Source organism: Gordonia sp. 11cp (genome assembly GCF_057767225.1).
The window spans coordinates 1,420,530-1,435,956 of the sequence record NZ_CM173437.1 but is presented as its reverse complement, the minus strand read 5'-3'; the positions used below and the strand labels follow the sequence as shown (position 1 = coordinate 1,435,956).

The following is a 15,427-nucleotide window of genomic DNA, read 5'->3' as shown; positions in this document are numbered from 1 at the left end:
CGACAGAACGAACAGCAGGTACGTCGGCCACAACCCAACTCGACACGGAGTCGGACGGTGGCATCGACCCGGAGAAGCGCCGTCTAGACACTGGGCCACCAAGCCGGAATCGTCTGCTCGAGTCCGCGCACCCACCGGTCGGGATCGGCGTCCTCCTCGGCCGCCTCACACCACGCTTCCAGAACGCCGACGAATCCGCTTGCGCTGTAGGCGAGTACGACGTCCCGATCGACGGTCGGGATCCGTCCTTCGGCCTCCCACCGGTCGATCATCCTCGCCACCTGCTCGGCGACCGCATCGCGCAGAGCGATGCGAAGGTGGCCGGACTCAGGAGAGGCGAACGCGGCCCGAAACAGTGACCGGTCGGCGGCCATGCGGGTGAACGATGGCCGGGCAATCTGCTCGAAGGCGGCCACCTCCTCACTGTCGCTGCGATCCGTCTGCGCCGGGGGAAGCCGCAGCATCTCCACGATCTCTGTGGTCATCGTCGAGACCAGCAGATCTGACACAGAGGTGAAGTGCGTATAGAAGCTCGTGCGATTCACGCCGGCGAGTCGGCAGATGTGGGCGGCGCTGAGATCCGGCGGATCCTGGGCCAGCGCCAACCGGACACCTGACCGCAACGCCGCGATGGTGCGCGGTGAACGTGGGTCCGCGCGGCGCGTTGCGGCCGGCGGTGGGAGCGAGGTCACAGCGTCGAACTCGTTTCTCCAGTAGATTCTGACACCTGTCAGAATATAATGATTTATATCTTTGCACGAAAACCGGGAAGGGGCGTCGGCGATGACGCGATTCGAGGGCAAGACAGCTTTGGTAACCGGCGCGGCTTCGGGCATCGGCGCCGCGATTGCGCGTCGACTTCATGCCGATGGCGCGACAGTGATCGTCGCGGACGTCTCCGACGCCCGAGACGACGTGGCAGCCGAGCTCGGAGAGCGGGCGGTCGCCCGTCATCTTGATGTCTCCGACGCAGCCGACGTTGTGCGTACCGAGGAGTGGATCCGATCTGAATACGGTGGCCTCGACATCCTCGCGAACAACGCCGGTATCGGTGGCCCCACCTTCTTGACCCACGAGTACCCCGTCGACGTCTTCGACAAGGTGATCGCGGTGAACCTGCGCGGGCAGTTCCTTGTGCTGCAAGCAGGCATCCGCCTCATGCTCGCCAGCGGCGGCGGTGCGATCGTCAACACCGCGTCCATCGGCGGTTTTCGGGGTACACCGCAGTCGATCGCCTATATCGCGTCGAAAGGCGGCGACGTGATGCTCACTCGCACCGCTGCGCTCGAATATGCCCAGCAGGGCATTCGCATCAATGCGGTCGGCCCCGGCGTCATCGGCACCCCGATCATCGCCGATGCCCCGCGGGAGTTGGTCGAGGTACTCGAGTCGCAGGTTCCGCAGGGGCGGCTGGGACGACCGGAGGAGGTCGCCAACGTCGTGGCTTTCCTCGCCGACAACGAGCAGGCGTCGCACGTGACGGGTCAGGTGTGGCTGGTCGACGGCGGCCGTTCGGCGGGCTAGAAGGCAACCGCTGCATCAAATGCACACCGCCACAACGTGGTTCGGCGTTTGCGGTTCGATCGAGCCCCGCGCGCCATGCGCGTCGAAGGACATCGGGAGCGGTGAACGCCTTCGCGACGTCGAGCGACTCGTGAACCCATGGCGCGCGGGTGGTTCGTCGCATCCCTGAGTATGGGGTGAGAACTCGCTGATAATCGCGCTGCCGGGTGCTTCTCGATGGGAGAAGTCGTCCGCCGGCCCGGTAGCGTGCGTCCGGGACGTGTCCGCGAGAGTCGTGGTGGAGTTCGGATCGGCTGGCGTTGTGAGTGTGAAAACTGTTGTGAGCAAGCGTGTCCCGGCGTCGATGGTGCCGGCGGGTGCGCTTGCGGTGCTGCTGGCTGCACTGTTGGTCGGCGGGGTCGTCTACCTGGTGCTGCCCACGGACTCGGCGGACGCCGAGGACACCAGACCACCGGCTGAGCAGATCGACGCGGCAGGCGACTCCGTGTCGTCGGCCAAGATGATGTTCCAGCTGATGTCCGCGGGCCTGAACAGCGCGACCGGCGGCATCGCCACCGCGACGGCGAGCGCGCGCGACATGTTCGACGCCGTCGACACCGCCGCTTCGGCGTCGGATCAGCTCGTCCGCGGTCTGGGCAACGCGCCCGACGTGTCGTCGGCGACACGACAGGTCAACGACGGTGCGCTCGCGGTGTCGGCCGTGCTCGGGCAGGCGTCCGCCCTGTCGAACTCCGTCACGCAACTCGATTCACTCGTGACACCGTTGATCGGTTACCTCGAGACCGCGCGGACCCCCGGGTCGGCGGACGCCCTCGACCGGCTGCGCGCTCTCCAGGGTTCGAGTCGCGAGATCAGCGAGCAGCTCGGCTCCCTCGACTCGCTGCAAGGCGAGTTGGCGACCATGCGGAAGTCTCTCGAATCCGCCGCCGCCGGCATCGACTCCGCGATCTCCCAAGCACAGACCGCGGCCGGCCAGCTCTCCACGGGTCTGAACCGCCTCGCATCCGCGCGGGAGGACACGCTGAGTGCCACCGACAAGGTGAACGCCGGGGTGAAACAGCTTCAGGGTGTACTCAGCTCGATCAACGACGACCTCGACAACGCGTCGATGAACCTGACGCCCGTAGCGACCGACGACACCGCGCCCCAGGCATCGAACGAGTCCGTCGGGAGTGTCGCCGAACGCGTCGGTTGGGCGGTCGTCGCCGGTTCGGCGGTGGGTGCGATCCTGCTGGCACTACTGCTGATCAGAGTGGCGCGGTCACGGCCCGACGACGCTCCTGATCGGGCAACCGACGACGCCGACCTGGTCGGAGCATCGGCGGGCGCCGACCGCTGACGAAGCATCCGCAGAGTGCGGCCTGAGTGCCGGTTTCCGGCGCCCATCCCGCACTCTGCTGGGAGGCCGGCGCTGACCTCAGCTCAGCAGCACCCATCCGAATCGCAGGCACAGGGCCGTCAACCCGAGGATTGCGGTAGCGACCAGCCAGCGCCGGGCCAGTCGTTCGGCGTGCAGATGGTCGTCGCCGGGCCGTAGATAGACGTACGCAGCGGTCAGCGCACACACCGATGCGGCGGTCCCGACCATCAGGACGAGGACGAGCATGACCATGATGACCATGGTGCCGTCATTCGGAGCCCATCTCGATGATCGCCCGGCCGATGATCTCGCCGCGGGCCAGGGCCTGATAGGCGTCGTCGACGTCCTCGAGACGATAGCGGCGGGTGATCACCCGTTCCGGCTCCACGATCCCCCCGGCGACCATGCGCAGCAGCGCCGGCATGTCGCGTCGGGCCTTCGCGCCGTAGGAGCCGCGGATCTGGAGGCTGCGGCGTACGAGGCGGGCCAGGTCGAGTTCGCCGGGCGTGCCGGCCGGTGCGATGCCGACGATCACGGCGCGGCCGCCGTCGTCGAGGATGTCGAGCGCGGTGGCGAAGGTGCTCGGATGTCCCAGGGCCTCGAAGGCGACGTCGACGCCGTGGCCGCCGGTCAGTGCCCGGACCTCGGCGACGACGTCGGTGTCGCGGGAGTTGACGGTATGCGTCGCACCGAGTTCCGCCACCGCCCGGAGCTTGTCGTCGTTCACGTCGATGGCGATGATCTGGGCGACTCCCGCTGCCGCGGCGAATTGGACGATCGACGACCCGACGCCGCCCGCCGCAACGACGGCGATGCGATCGGCGAGCCGCAGTTCGGCGTTGTTCACCGCACCGAGCGCGGTGAACGAACTGCAACCGAGGATGGAGACCTCGCCCAGCCCCACTCCGTCGGGGACGACGAACGCGTCCGAGGCAGGGACGACACAGTATTCGGCGAGTCCGCCCATCGAGTACATGGCGAGCGGGCTGCCGTCCGCGCGGGCCAGACGGGTCTCGCCGTCGTAGAGCGTGCCCTTGAGTCGGTTGTGCGCGAAGAACTTCTCGCACAGATCGTCCAACCCACGCGCGCAGTGCCGACATTCGCCGCACGGCATGATGAAACTGCACACGACCCGATCGCCCACGGCGAGGGTGTCGACACCCTCGCCGAGCTGCTCGACCACGCCGGAGACCTCGTGGCCGAGGACCGCCGGCGCAGGGAAGGCGACCTCGGACTTCAGCACGTGTAGATCGGTGTGACAGACCCCGCATGCCGTGACCTTGAGCAGGATCTCGCCACGACGGGGTGTCGGGCGGGGGATCTCCTCGACCGCGAGTCTCGGTGTACTTCCCTCCCAGACAGCAGCTTTCATGACGAGTCCTCCTTCTGTGGGCGGGACGAGTCGGGCCCCGCAGAGGCCCGACTCGCATGCGAGGGGGTTCCCCTCCGGCGGGCCGGTGTCGACAGCACCAGGGGCGTTCGACGGGTCGTCGTCAATCGATCATAGGGTCGGAGCTGTCGGCTCCCGGCCGGGTCGGCGACCTTCGGCTCCGCTGCGATCCGGGAACCGGGGATGCTCGGAGAGTGACCGTTCATCTCTCACAACCGCCCGTTCGACGACGATGACAGGTCCCGATCGCAGTTCGACGGCAGGTTCGGGCGGGTAAGGTGTCGGCACCGACCGATCAGCCGACCCCGGGAGCCGCATGACCGTCGCCGACAAGCCCGCCACCCGGCGGCCGCGCGGGCAGAAGATGTCCGCGCGGGTGGCCAACATGGTGGCCGAGGAGATCCTCGGCGGCGGCATCGTCGAGGGCCAGCGCCTCCCGACCGAGAAAGAGATGGTCAGCGAGTACGGCGTGGCCCGCACGACCGTGCGCGAGGCGCTGCGTCTCCTCGAGAGCCGCGACCTCGTGACGATCAAGGCCGGAATCGGCGGCGGACCGATAGCCAAACGGCCCGAACTCGATTCGCTCGGCAACATCATGAAGCTCTTCCTCCAGATCAACGGCGCGAACATCAGTGACGTCATCGATGTCCGTCTGATGCTCGAGCCGATGGTTGCCCGGGCCGCCGCGCAGAACGTCACCGACGAGCAGGTCGAGTCGATGCAGTCGGCTCTGGACCGGATGCGGGATCATCTGGAGGACCACGCCAGCTTCCAGGAGAGCAACGCCGCATTCCAGCGCGGGGTGTACGAGGCGGCGGGTAATCCCGCGTTGCGCGTGGTGATGGAGACGTTGTGGCTGCTCGTCCGCGACGCCGAACCCGTGGAGCATCCCCTCGCGACGCGGCGCGCGGCCTACGAACTCCAGCAGGACGTCCTCGACGCGATGCGCGCTCGCGATGTCGAGGCGACCGCGGCGGCGATGGACTTCTTCAACCAGGAATCCGCGCGGTACTACCGCCGCCGGCTCCGCGACATCATCTCCCGGCCCGTGCAGTGGCGGATCTGAGTGTCGGTCACACCACCCGCCGCAGAACCCCCGGCACCACCTCGTCGTCGGCCGCCAGCGCGAGCACCTCACCGAAGCCGGCGACGAGGCAGTCCGCGAACAGCTCGAGGTCGGTGACCGCGGCACCATCGGAATTGATTCCGAGACAGGCTGTTCCGTTGTGGGTGATCATCGTCGCCATCATCGCGCAACCGGGGAGCGGGCCGAAGGGAAACATCCGCTCGACCTTGGCGCCGGCCACGTAGGTGTCCCACGGGATGCCCGGCACGTTGCTCGCCTGGAGATCGTTCTGGCTGGTCGTCCCGCTGAACTGCATGAGGACCGAACCGGGGAGCCAGGCCATCACCGAACCGAGGGTGTTGAAGATGTCGACCGCCGGTTCGTGCCTGGCGACGCGCACCTGTTCGCGGATGGTGAGCACGCGCTCGAACGGGTCGGTGATCCCGACCGGTCCGGCCAGTCGACCCACCGCGATGCGGTTTCCGCCGGCCGGATCCTCCGGACGGCGTACCGAGATCGGGATCGCGACCGGCATCGTCTCGATCGGGGTGCCCATCTTCTCGTGATAGAGGCGGAAACCGCCGACGAGCCCGGCCAGGTAGATGTCGTTGATCGACGCATGGGTCGCCGTCGCGGCCGCCTTGAGGTCGGTGAACGGGACCTCGAAGGCGCTGAAACGCCACGACAGGCTCCGGTGCGCGAGCAGCGGGGAACCGGGTGGACTGACCAGACCCGCGACCCGCGGAACCGAGCGCCCATATCGCAGAACAGAACTCAGTGCTCGCCGAGGGTGGGCCAGGGCGCGTACGCCGCGGAAGGTGGTGTCCACGCGGTGCGGGATTCGCCGGATCTCCTCGCCCACCTGACGGCGTAGCAGGTCGAGGGAGGTGATGTTCACCGGGTCGGGACTCGGTGGTTGCGGTTTGCCCGGGTTGTGCTCGCGCGTGGGCGAATGCAGCTGTGCGAGTCCGATGATGGCGCCCATGCCGTCGGTCAGGGCGTGGTGGGCCTTGAGGAAGTACGCCGCCTTGCCGTCGGGGAGGCCTTCGATCAGCGTGCCCTCCCACGGCGGCCGGGCGGCGTCGAGGGCGGTCATCGCGAGCTGCTCGCACGTGACGAGCAGCTCGCGCATGCTGCCGTTGCCGCCCAACCGGATTCGGCGCAGGTGGTAGTGCAGGTCGAAGTCCGGGTCGACCGCCCAGCTCGGCGTTCCGGTGCCGAACGGCGAGTCGACGACGCGCTGCCGGAATCGCGGTGCCATCCGGCTACCCCATTCGTGGGCGGCCACGAGCCGGTCCCAGTCCGGGGCGCAGTCGTACACCTCGAGCATGCAGATCGTCCCGCGCATCCGCCGGTCGGTGTCGCCGCGCCACATGATGGTGTCCACCGAGCTCATGTGCGGCTCGTTGGCCCAGTCCAGCGGCCGGTCCACCCCATCGGTCAGGTCGGTCTCGTCGCTCACAGTTGCCTCTCCTCGGGGACCTCGACCGGTGGCCGGACGTCGTCGTCGGCGAAGAAGTCCAGCGGCCAGTCGGCCAGGGCGCTGACGTACATCTGCCGAACCTCTTCGGCGCGGGCGCCGATCTCCTCTGGTGACCAGGTGCTCGTGTCCACCGGCGGCAGGACCATCACCTCGACGGTTCCCGGACGGATGAGTTGCGCTCCGCGCCACATCAACTCGCCGGTGTTGCGCAGGACCACCGGTACGACGGGAACACCGGCCTGCATGGCGATGTGGAAGGGCCCCTTCTTGAACCGGCCCACCCGTGGGGTGGGCGACCGGGTGCCCTCGGGTGCGACCACCAGCGACATCCCCTCGTCCCGTAGCGCTTTCACCGCGGGCGCCAGTTGTTCGATCGCGCGGCCCGGGTCGGCGCGGTCGATGAACACGAGCCCGGCCTGCTGCAGGATCGGACCGACCACCGGGACCCGCTGCACCTCCTTCTTGGCGACCCCGGTGGCCTCGGACCGGACCAGGTTGATCATCACCGGCAGGTCGAGCTTCGACTGGTGGTTGAACAGGAACACGCACGGGCGTGCCGACGTGAGGTACTCGCCGCCTTCGAGGACCTGCACGTGGATTCCGGCCAGTGACAGCCCGACGTCGGTGCCGGTCGGCAGGGCCTCGACGAGTGCGTGGGGATCGCGTCGGACGAGCCCGGTGGTGACACCCACCGCGGCGGATGCGAGAAAGGAACTGTAGAAGGCGCCGGTTCTGGCCAGCATCCCGAGCCGGTTGTACGTGGGATTCTTCAGGTCGATGATCGGCCAGCCGCGGGATTCGGCCTCCGCCCGGAGGATTCGACGAGGAGACACCGCTGCCGGGTTGCCCACGGACTCGAGGTAGGGGATGTCCTCGTTGCCGTCGCTGTAGGCGAACGAGGCGGTCAGATCGATACCGTGCTCGCGCGCGAGAGTCCGTACCGCGGCGGCCTTTCCGGGTCCCCAGAGCGGTCGGCCCCGGATGTTGCCGGTGACCACCCCGTCGACGACCTCGACGTCGGTGGCGAGCGCGAAGTCGGCCTCGATCTCCCGCGCGATGGGTTCGATCTGGAATCGGGTCGCCGACGACGCGATCACGATGGTGTGTCCCATCTCCCGGTGCGCGCGCAGGATCTGCCACATCTGCGGCCGCAACTTGGCTGCCGTCTCGTACTTGAAGAGGTGTTCGCCGAACTCGATCAGCTCGGCGTACGTCTTGCCGGCGAAGGTCGGGCGCGTGGCGTCGAGTACTTCCGCGTAGTCCTGTTCGGAGACGACGCCGCGCAAGCCGATCAGCAGGAAGTCGGCGAGCTCACCAAAACCGAATTCCATGCTGCGCAACCGTGCTCGCATGATGGCCGCCGCGGAGAACCCTTCGATCAAGGTGCCGTCGTAGTCGAAGAGCGCGGCGACCTTCTTGCCGGTGGGCGCAGATCGGATGGCCCGCATGCGGTCGGTGAAGGCGCTCACCTCGTGACCTCCGACCAGACGGCGGGTTGGATGTCCTCGATCGACGCGATCCGCGCCAGCCGCCCGCGCATCGACTCGACCTCGTCGAGCCAGGCCTGCCGCGCGGCAGCGAGGTCCGCAACGTTCTCGCCGTGGATCAGGTTGCGGTTGTCGGCGAGCTGATAGCAGCCGTCGTAGAGGTCCTTGGACACCGAATCCTTGCTCCGCACAACACCCTGTAGCGACAACTGACGACCGAGTCCCAGACAGTCGGTGATCAGGTCGTCTTTGTCGTGTGACGCCGTGCCGAGTTCCACGAGCTTGGCCGCGAAGACCAGCTGGGCGTCGAAGAACGGCTGCAGGGTACGTCGGGCCAGGAGGCCGCCCGTGTGCCCGTGCAGTACCTCATAGGTCCATTCCCGGGTCGGGGTGACCGCACGCCAACCGGGGGCGAGCAGGTCGAGTTCGAGGCCGAGGCGGTGTAGGAACTCGGTCTTGGGCGGGAAGAAGAACTCGAACTTCAGCAGGTCCCGGATCCGAAGGGCCTCGCGTTGCGACGCGGCGAGCAACCCCTCGTCGGCGATCGGACCGTCGGCCGTCTCGTCGTATCCGATCGGGGTCTCCTCGGGCGGGATGTCGTCGGCCCGGACCTCGCCGTCGGCCACGGCGAGCATGGCGACCTCGACGATCGCCCGGTCGACGAAATGGTGCAGCGCGCCGTTGCGGTAGTAGGCGGCGACCGCATGGTTGTCCGGCACGATGGACCACACCGGCTCGGACCCGCCGTCGAAACAGCTCACGACGCCGTTGCCGGCGAGGACACGCAGGGTCTGGGTGAGGCCGACCCCGCGGCACAGGGCTGGGTCCGGCCCGGGCAGCTCGCGCCGGCGGATGTAGTCGAGCAGGGGAGCCAGGATCGCCTCGATCTCGGCGAGGGTGTACGCGCGGTCGTGCGCGCCGAGGAGGGCGAAACCGGCCAGTGACGTGGCCGATATCGGTGTGGCGGAATTGATCTCGTCCATCACCCGGAACGCGACCTTCTCGAGGCGTGCGCGTCCTTCGCCGGCCTCGTCGAGAGCGGTTCGCAGCGAGATGGGCGTGCCGAATCGCACCCGCGCCTCACCGAGATAGTCGCGTTGCGCCTTCGCGTACCGCAACAGCCACCCGACCCCCTCGGGTTTCTTCGTGCCACCGGCATCCTCGGCCGCCATCGCGCCGATCTCCTGGAGCTGGTCGTACACGATCGACGTCGGCACGATCGTGACGTCGGCCTCGTCGAGCTGGCCCACGGCGTCGACGACATAGGTGAGCAGGCCGAGTTTGGGCTTCCGCAGCTTGCCGGTCCGGCTGCGACCCCCCTCGATGTACCACTCCAGATTGAAGCGCTTCTCGACGATGTAGGCGAGGTAGGAACGCATGGCGAACTTGTAGACCGGGTCCGCGCCGAACTTCCGTCGGATGAAGATCATCCCGGCGCGGCGGGCGACCGGACCCACCGGCCAGAACGACAGATTGTTGCCGCCCAGCACCAGATTGGGTGGGAAATCGTTGGTGCGCAACACTTTGGCGAGGACGAGCGGATCGACGTAGGACCGGTGGGACGGCAGGAAGATCAGACCGGTGGACTTGTTGAGCGTGCGCAGGGTGTTGAGGTTCTCGACGTCGACCGTGACGTTCCAGGCCCGCTCGTGCAACCGGTTGAAGGTCGCCGAGAACACGTCGTCCATGAGGCGGCTCTGAGTGGCGACGAAGGTCGAGAGTTTGTCGGTGGCCTCGGCGACCACCGCATCGGTGGGCCGGCCCAGTTCGGCTGCGAGTTTGGCCGCAGCCGTCCGGAATCGAGATGAACTGCTGATCTGCTCGGCGACCAGCCGGGGGACCTTGTAGCGGTCGCCGACGATCTGACGTTCGGCTCGCTCGGCCGACATCGACGCCTGGAACAGGACGAACTGGGCGAACGGCTCACCCTGTGCCTGGTGGTGGGTGTAGCGGGCGCGTAGTTCCGCGATCGTGGCGGGCGCACCGGCGACGACGCGAAGACTGTCCGGCCGTCGTCTGCGGATCAGCGGCTGAACCGCTCCGAGCGGACGCCGCGGATTGGACAGCACCAGCACGTCGCCCAGGGTGACCCGTCGCTCGCCCTGCCGGACGGCCGGCAGCCACACCGCCCGGACCGGGACGAGGAGGGTTTCCGGCGCCATCGCGTCGAAGTCGAGCTCCACCGATCGGGAGATCGTCGCGTCCGGGTAGTTCGCCGATGTCCACTCACGCACTGCCCGCATCTCGCACGACGTGCGGGCCCTGGTCAGCACCACCACCGGATCGGTCACCTGCATCACCCTCACGTCTCCTCGGGCCGCACCACGCCTCATTGTGACGTGGACTACATCGGGGAGGGCGGGTTTTCGTCAGGACGGCCGACGCGCCGCGAGTACCTTGCTGCGCACCTCACCCGGCCAGATGTTGCGGGTGGGGGCGACCGTGTCGGCGGCCCGCAGTATCGATGCGGTGAGCGCCAGGCTGCGCTGGTCGGACCGCGACGGCGTCACGCCGAGATGCTCGGCGGCCGCGGGGTGCTGGATGGCGCGCACGGCGGGGGAGGGAAGTGCGCGGAAGTACCAGTAGTCGGGCCGCAGCAGTTGCGCTCGGTACCACCCGAGCCCCGGGTCGGGATCGAGTTCGGTCACCAGCGCGTCGGCGAAATACTCGTCGAAGTCGGTCAGCGTCGCCGGAAGCTCGCGGGCGGAGATGCCGTATCGGCGGTACCACTCGCAGGTCTCGGCATACAACCGCTCGCGATCGTCAGGGTCGAGCCCCCCCCGAAGAACACGTCGACACAGGTGAAGAGCGCGTCGACGTAGGTCGCGTGCTCGAAGAGGAAGGTCGCGGGATTGAGTGCGTGATAGCGACGCCCGTCGGGTCGTCGACCGTGAAAGTGGTCGTGGCTGTAGCGGATTCGGCGCAGAGCGTCGAAGTCGTCCTCATAGGCCGACCGGATGATGCAGGGAGTCGTCCGTCGTTTGTGGACGAAGACACGACTCTCGACCATCGAGAACCGGTGCGATCGACGGGTGCAGCATCTGCAGCGAGACGGCTCGGCAGATCGACATGACGAACCGGCGGTCGCCGACACAGCGCCAGAGAAGTGAGTTCTCGTCGAGCGGCACACTCGTCTCCCGTCCGCGTCAGACCAGCATCTGACCACGAACGTTATCAGATATGGCTGTGACGCCCCGGAAACGACGAAACGCCCCGTCCGACCGAGAGGCCGAAGGGGCGTTTCGCGAAAGTCAGGAGCTCAGAGCGCGCTGACGTTGGTAGCCTGGGGGCCCTTGGCACCCTGCTCCACGTCGAATTCGACGCGCTGGTTCTCCTCGAGGTTGCGGAAGCCGCTACCGGTGATGGAGGAGTAGTGGACGAAGACGTCTGCGCCCTGATCGTCGGGAGCGATGAAGCCGAAGCCCTTTTCGCCGTTGAACCACTTGACGGTTCCCTGTGCCATACTGCTGTACTTCTTTCTTCAGTGAGCGCAACCACCAAGACCGATGGCTGCGCTAACAACTCTTTCACAGATGTCGGCGGTTGCAAACCCGAGGGCGGGATCACAGCAGAAAAACTTGATGAATCTTCCCCCGTATCGAACCCTCAGAGGGCCCGGCCCGGCGTGAGTACTCTGGACAGAGCACCAGGCGATCGACACGCGATCGAGGCAAGTCATGGCCGAGAACCATCCGCTGACAACACAACGCGATGCCGTCCGCGACGTCGCCGGTGAACTGGTGGCGTCAGGTTTCACCGACCCGGTCGAGATCGGCCGAGGTGGTTACGGAGCGGTGTACCGCTGTCGGCAGCCGGCCCTGGACCGCGACGTCGCGGTGAAGGTCCTGACCGATCACCTCGACGCCGAGAACCTCGAAAGGTTCGTTCGTGAACAGCGGGCCATGGGACGGTTGTCGGGCCACCCCAACATCGTGAACATCCTCGAAGTCGGTTCCACCCCCGAGGGATTTCCGTTCATCGTGATGCAATATCACCCGCACGCCTCGCTGGATGCGCGCATCCGCAAGGGCGGACCTCTCGCCTGGCAGGAGGTCCTGCGGTACGGCGTCAAACTGGCGGGCGCACTGGAGACCGCGCACCGCGCCGACACCCTGCATCGGGACATCAAGCCCGGCAACATCCTGCTGACCGAATACGGGGAACCACAGCTCACCGACTTCGGGATCGCGCGGATCTCCGGCGGCTTCGAGACCGACGCCGATCTGGTGACCGGTTCGCCGGCATTCACCGCGCCGGAACTGTTGGCCGGTGATCCGCCCTCGGTGGCCGCCGACCTCTACGGCCTCGGCGCGACGCTGTTCTGCGCGCTGACCGGGCACGCCGCCTTCGAGCGTCGCAGCGGCGAGCAGGTGGTCGCCCACTTCCTCCGGGTGGCGAGTGAAGGAGTGCCCGACCTCTCGGCGGCCGGGTTCCCGGTCGAGGTGTCGCGCTGCATCGAGCACGCGATGGCCCGAGAGCCCCGGAACCGTCCTGATTCAGCGGCGGCGCTGGGGGAGGAGCTCCGCGAGGCGCAGCGGCGTCTCGGCGAACCGCCTGACGAGATGGCTCTGCCGGCCGGTCCGGCGGTCTACCCGTCCGCGCCCCAGTCGGCGCGTCGCCGGATCACGACCGGCCCGCCGACGCCGTCGACCAAGTTCCGGCCGCCACTGCGACCGCGCGCCCAGGTCTCGCGTGCCCGGCTCATGGACGCGCTCCGAGACGGGGAACGCCGGCGTCTGATGCTCATCCACGCCCCGACCGGTTACGGCAAGACGACGCTCGCGGCGCAGTGGGCGGAACGTCTCGTGGACGCTGATGTGGCGGTGGCCTGGCTGACGGTCGACGACGGCGACAACGACGTGGTGCGGTTCCTCGCGAACCTCGTCGAATCGCTCGGCCGCGCCGAACCCGAGCTCGTCGGTGACCTGGCCGCCGTCGTCGAGGAGCACGGCGAACGCGCCCAGGAGTACGTGCTCACCTCCCTCATCAACGACATCCATTCCCGCCGCCGAAATCTCGCACTCATCGTCGATGACTGGCACCGGGTGAGCGATCCCGCGGTCCTCGGGGTGATGGACTATCTGCTGGAACACGGATGTCACCACTGGCAGATGATCGTGACGAGCCGCACGCGGGCCGGCCTCCCGATCGGTCGTCTCCGAGTTCACGACGAGATCGTCGAGATCGACATGACCCGTTTGTGTTTCGACGCGGCCGAGGCCGGCCGGTTCTTGCGTGACGTCGCGGGGCTGGAGCTGGGCAACGACGATGTGGACCAGCTGTGGAGCTCCACCGACGGGTGGGTTGCCGCGCTGCAGCTGGCGTGCGTGTCCCTGCGTACCTCGGACGCGCCTTCGGAACTCATCGGTCACATCTCCGGACGCCACCATGCCATCGGGGATTTCCTCGCCGAGAACGTCCTCGGCGCCCTGGAACCCGAGGTGTTGCAGTTCCTTCTCAAGGCGTCTCTTCCGGAACGCATCTGTGCCGGGTTGGCCACCGCCCTGACCGGTGAGCCGCGCGGGCAGGCGATGTTGGAGCAGATCGAGATGCAGGACCTGTTCCTGGCCCGAACGGACCAGGCGGGCGAGTGGTTCCGATTCCACTCGATGTTCGCCGAGTTCCTGCGTCGACGCCTCGAACGTGATGAGCCGCAGGTGATCACGTCCTTGCACCGCACGGCGTCGGAGTGGTTCGCGGCGCACCGCATGCTGGCGGAGGCGGTCGATCACGCGCTGGCCGCCGGGGACGTCGACCGTGCGGTGGAACTGGTCGAGACCGATGGTCAGTCGCTGATCGAGCATTCCCGGATGACCGCCCTGCTCGCGCTGATCGAGAAGCTCCCGCCGGTGACGGTCGAGGCCGATCCGATCCTCCAGCTGCAAGTGGCATGGGCGAATCTCTTGCTCCATCGCACGGCGGATGCCGACACGGCACTCGATCGTGTGGATTGCGCGCTCGAGCGGTTGCCGCAGGCCGAGGCCGGCGCCGGGATACGTCTGGAGGCAGAGATCGCCCGCGCCTGCGTGGGCGCGATCTCCGACCGCGTCGACGGGCTCGATGAGCTAAGCACGAGGCTCGTCACGCAGACCGACGAGCTGTCGCCGTTCCTGGTGTCCACCGTGCACAACGTCGGAACGCTGAGTGCCATGTTCCGATTCGACTTCGAGGGCGCTCACCGCTGGCAGCAGAGCGCGATACCGGCGCACCAGCGCAACAAGGGGCCGTTTGCGGTGATGTACGGCTACAGCCTCGACGGGCTGGCCTACCTCGAGCAGCTCGACCTCGACCATGCCGAGGCGTGTTTCCGTGTGGGGCTGCGGTTGTCGCGCGAACGTGGCTCGCCGGTGCTGTCCCAGGGTGCCCGACTCGCCTGCGCTCTCCTCGCCGAGATCCTGTATGAGCGTGGCAAATTGGCCGAGGCCGAGCGGCTCCTCGGTCAGAGCACCCTGATCGGGGCCGCGGAGGGGGTCGTCGACATGATCGAGGCCCGCCACCTCATCGGGGCGAGAGTGGCGTTGTGCCACAACGATCGTGAGACCGCGGCGAAGTATCTCGACGAAGCCGTGGATGTCGCCGACCGGCTCGGCACCCCACGACTCCGTGCCCTCGCCGAGAACGAGCAGGTGACGCGGCGACTCCCGACTCGGCGGCCGATCGTGCCCCGGGTCGATACCGACCGGGATACGCCGAGCGAGGGCATCGCCGCGGTCGTCGCGCAACTCGACGCCGAGACCGCGATCCGGTTGCTGATGGATTCCGACGATGGTCCCGACGCGTCCGACGCCGCGTGTCGGCGAGCGCAGTGGTGGGTCGACAGGTTGACCGGGACCGGGCGACGACGGGCGCTGTTGCGGGCGCAACGACTCCTCGCCGTGTGCCTCGCGGCGGCGGGACGGTTCGAGGAGGCCCAGGACCTCACCGTGTCGGTCCTGGAGCAGTGCGGGGCGGCCGGGCTGGTGCGATTCCCGCTGGATGGCGGTGACGGATTCCGGCGGCTAGTCGAGGCGGTCGCGACAGGTATCCGCGCAGGTGAGCGGTCGAATCCGGCGTCACTGCCGCCGGAGTTCCTCGATCAGGTCATCGGCGGCGGGCCGGTTGAACGATGAGGTGTCGG

11 protein-coding genes and 1 pseudogene are annotated in these 15,427 nt (G+C 67.6%); 4 read left to right on the top strand and 8 right to left on the bottom strand.

Features of this window, described 5'->3' with window-relative positions; translation table 11 throughout:
• Positions 1-83: 83 nt before the first annotated feature.
• Positions 84-803 (bottom strand): TetR/AcrR family transcriptional regulator, encoded by a 720-nt coding sequence (locus AC3B6C_RS06265; RefSeq protein ID WP_488375405.1) that lies wholly within the window; start codon positions 801-803, stop codon positions 84-86.
• Here AC3B6C_RS06265 and AC3B6C_RS06260 point away from each other — a divergent pair.
• Entirely contained in the window at positions 784-1,524 is a 741-nt protein-coding gene (locus AC3B6C_RS06260; RefSeq protein ID WP_488375404.1) for an SDR family NAD(P)-dependent oxidoreductase, read from the top strand. The two genes, AC3B6C_RS06265 and AC3B6C_RS06260, sit on opposite strands and share 20 nt — an antisense overlap.
• Before the next feature lie 307 nt (positions 1,525-1,831).
• The gene (locus AC3B6C_RS06255) at positions 1,832-2,863 is read left to right on the top strand and encodes a hypothetical protein (RefSeq protein ID WP_488375403.1); all 1,032 of its coding nucleotides are present in this window, start codon (positions 1,832-1,834) and stop codon (positions 2,861-2,863) included.
• Between the two features lie 78 nt (positions 2,864-2,941).
• On the opposite strand, the gene AC3B6C_RS06250 is transcribed toward AC3B6C_RS06255, so the two are convergent.
• Complete coding sequence (locus tag AC3B6C_RS06250) at positions 2,942-3,145, bottom strand: hypothetical protein (RefSeq protein WP_010844598.1); 204 nt, start codon at positions 3,143-3,145, stop codon at positions 2,942-2,944.
• Between the two features lie 7 nt (positions 3,146-3,152).
• On the bottom strand, positions 3,153-4,256 hold the full coding sequence (locus AC3B6C_RS06245) for a zinc-binding dehydrogenase (RefSeq protein ID WP_488375402.1): 1,104 nt from the start codon (positions 4,254-4,256) through the stop codon (positions 3,153-3,155).
• 334 nt (positions 4,257-4,590) lie between these two features.
• On the opposite strand from AC3B6C_RS06245, the gene AC3B6C_RS06240 reads away from it, so the two are divergent.
• Positions 4,591-5,340, top strand: coding sequence for a FadR/GntR family transcriptional regulator (locus tag AC3B6C_RS06240; RefSeq protein WP_010844600.1), 750 nt, complete (start codon positions 4,591-4,593; stop codon positions 5,338-5,340).
• 7 nt (positions 5,341-5,347) lie between these two features.
• On the opposite strand, the gene AC3B6C_RS06235 is transcribed toward AC3B6C_RS06240, so the two are convergent.
• The 5 genes and pseudogenes from AC3B6C_RS06235 to AC3B6C_RS06215 form a co-directional block, all read right to left on the bottom strand.
• Positions 5,348-6,802, bottom strand: a complete 1,455-nt coding sequence (locus AC3B6C_RS06235; RefSeq protein ID WP_010844601.1) for a wax ester/triacylglycerol synthase domain-containing protein — start codon at positions 6,800-6,802, stop codon at positions 5,348-5,350.
• Positions 6,799-8,292: an HAD-IB family hydrolase gene (locus AC3B6C_RS06230; protein ID WP_488375400.1), complete on the bottom strand. Its 1,494-nt coding sequence runs from the start codon at positions 8,290-8,292 to the stop codon at positions 6,799-6,801. The genes AC3B6C_RS06235 and AC3B6C_RS06230 overlap by 4 nt, the downstream gene beginning before the upstream one ends.
• Positions 8,289-10,607 carry a glycerol-3-phosphate 1-O-acyltransferase gene (locus AC3B6C_RS06225; protein WP_488375398.1) on the bottom strand — a complete coding sequence of 773 codons (2,319 nt, stop codon included), beginning with the start codon at positions 10,605-10,607 and terminating at the stop codon, positions 8,289-8,291. The genes AC3B6C_RS06230 and AC3B6C_RS06225 overlap by 4 nt, the downstream gene beginning before the upstream one ends.
• Positions 10,608-10,679: 72 nt before the next feature.
• Positions 10,680-11,320 (bottom strand): annotated as a pseudogene (locus AC3B6C_RS06220) (oxygenase MpaB family protein).
• A 249-nt stretch (positions 11,321-11,569) separates the two neighbouring features.
• The gene (locus tag AC3B6C_RS06215; protein WP_004020476.1) at positions 11,570-11,773 is read right to left on the bottom strand and encodes a cold-shock protein; all 204 of its coding nucleotides are present in this window, start codon (positions 11,771-11,773) and stop codon (positions 11,570-11,572) included.
• A gap of 214 nt (positions 11,774-11,987) precedes the next feature.
• On the opposite strand from AC3B6C_RS06215, the gene AC3B6C_RS06210 reads away from it, so the two are divergent.
• Entirely contained in the window at positions 11,988-15,419 is a 3,432-nt protein-coding gene (locus AC3B6C_RS06210; RefSeq protein WP_488375396.1) for a protein kinase domain-containing protein, read from the top strand.
• Positions 15,420-15,427 lie beyond the last annotated feature (8 nt).

What these genes read in the sequence shown, in the direction of transcription:
- AC3B6C_RS06215 (WP_004020476.1), bottom strand. Translation starts at nt 11,773, where the DNA reads ATGGCACAGGGAACCGTCAAGTGGTTCAACGGCGAAAAGGGCTTCGGC.
- AC3B6C_RS06240 (WP_010844600.1), top strand. Translation starts at nt 4,591, where the DNA reads ATGACCGTCGCCGACAAGCCCGCCACCCGGCGGCCGCGCGGGCAGAAG.
- AC3B6C_RS06260 (WP_488375404.1), top strand. Translation starts at nt 784, where the DNA reads ATGACGCGATTCGAGGGCAAGACAGCTTTGGTAACCGGCGCGGCTTCG.
- AC3B6C_RS06225 (WP_488375398.1), bottom strand. Translation starts at nt 10,607, where the DNA reads ATGCAGGTGACCGATCCGGTGGTGGTGCTGACCAGGGCCCGCACGTCG.
- AC3B6C_RS06210 (WP_488375396.1), top strand. Translation starts at nt 11,988, where the DNA reads ATGGCCGAGAACCATCCGCTGACAACACAACGCGATGCCGTCCGCGAC.
- AC3B6C_RS06245 (WP_488375402.1), bottom strand. Translation starts at nt 4,256, where the DNA reads ATGAAAGCTGCTGTCTGGGAGGGAAGTACACCGAGACTCGCGGTCGAG.
- AC3B6C_RS06250 (WP_010844598.1), bottom strand. Translation starts at nt 3,145, where the DNA reads ATGGTCATCATGGTCATGCTCGTCCTCGTCCTGATGGTCGGGACCGCC.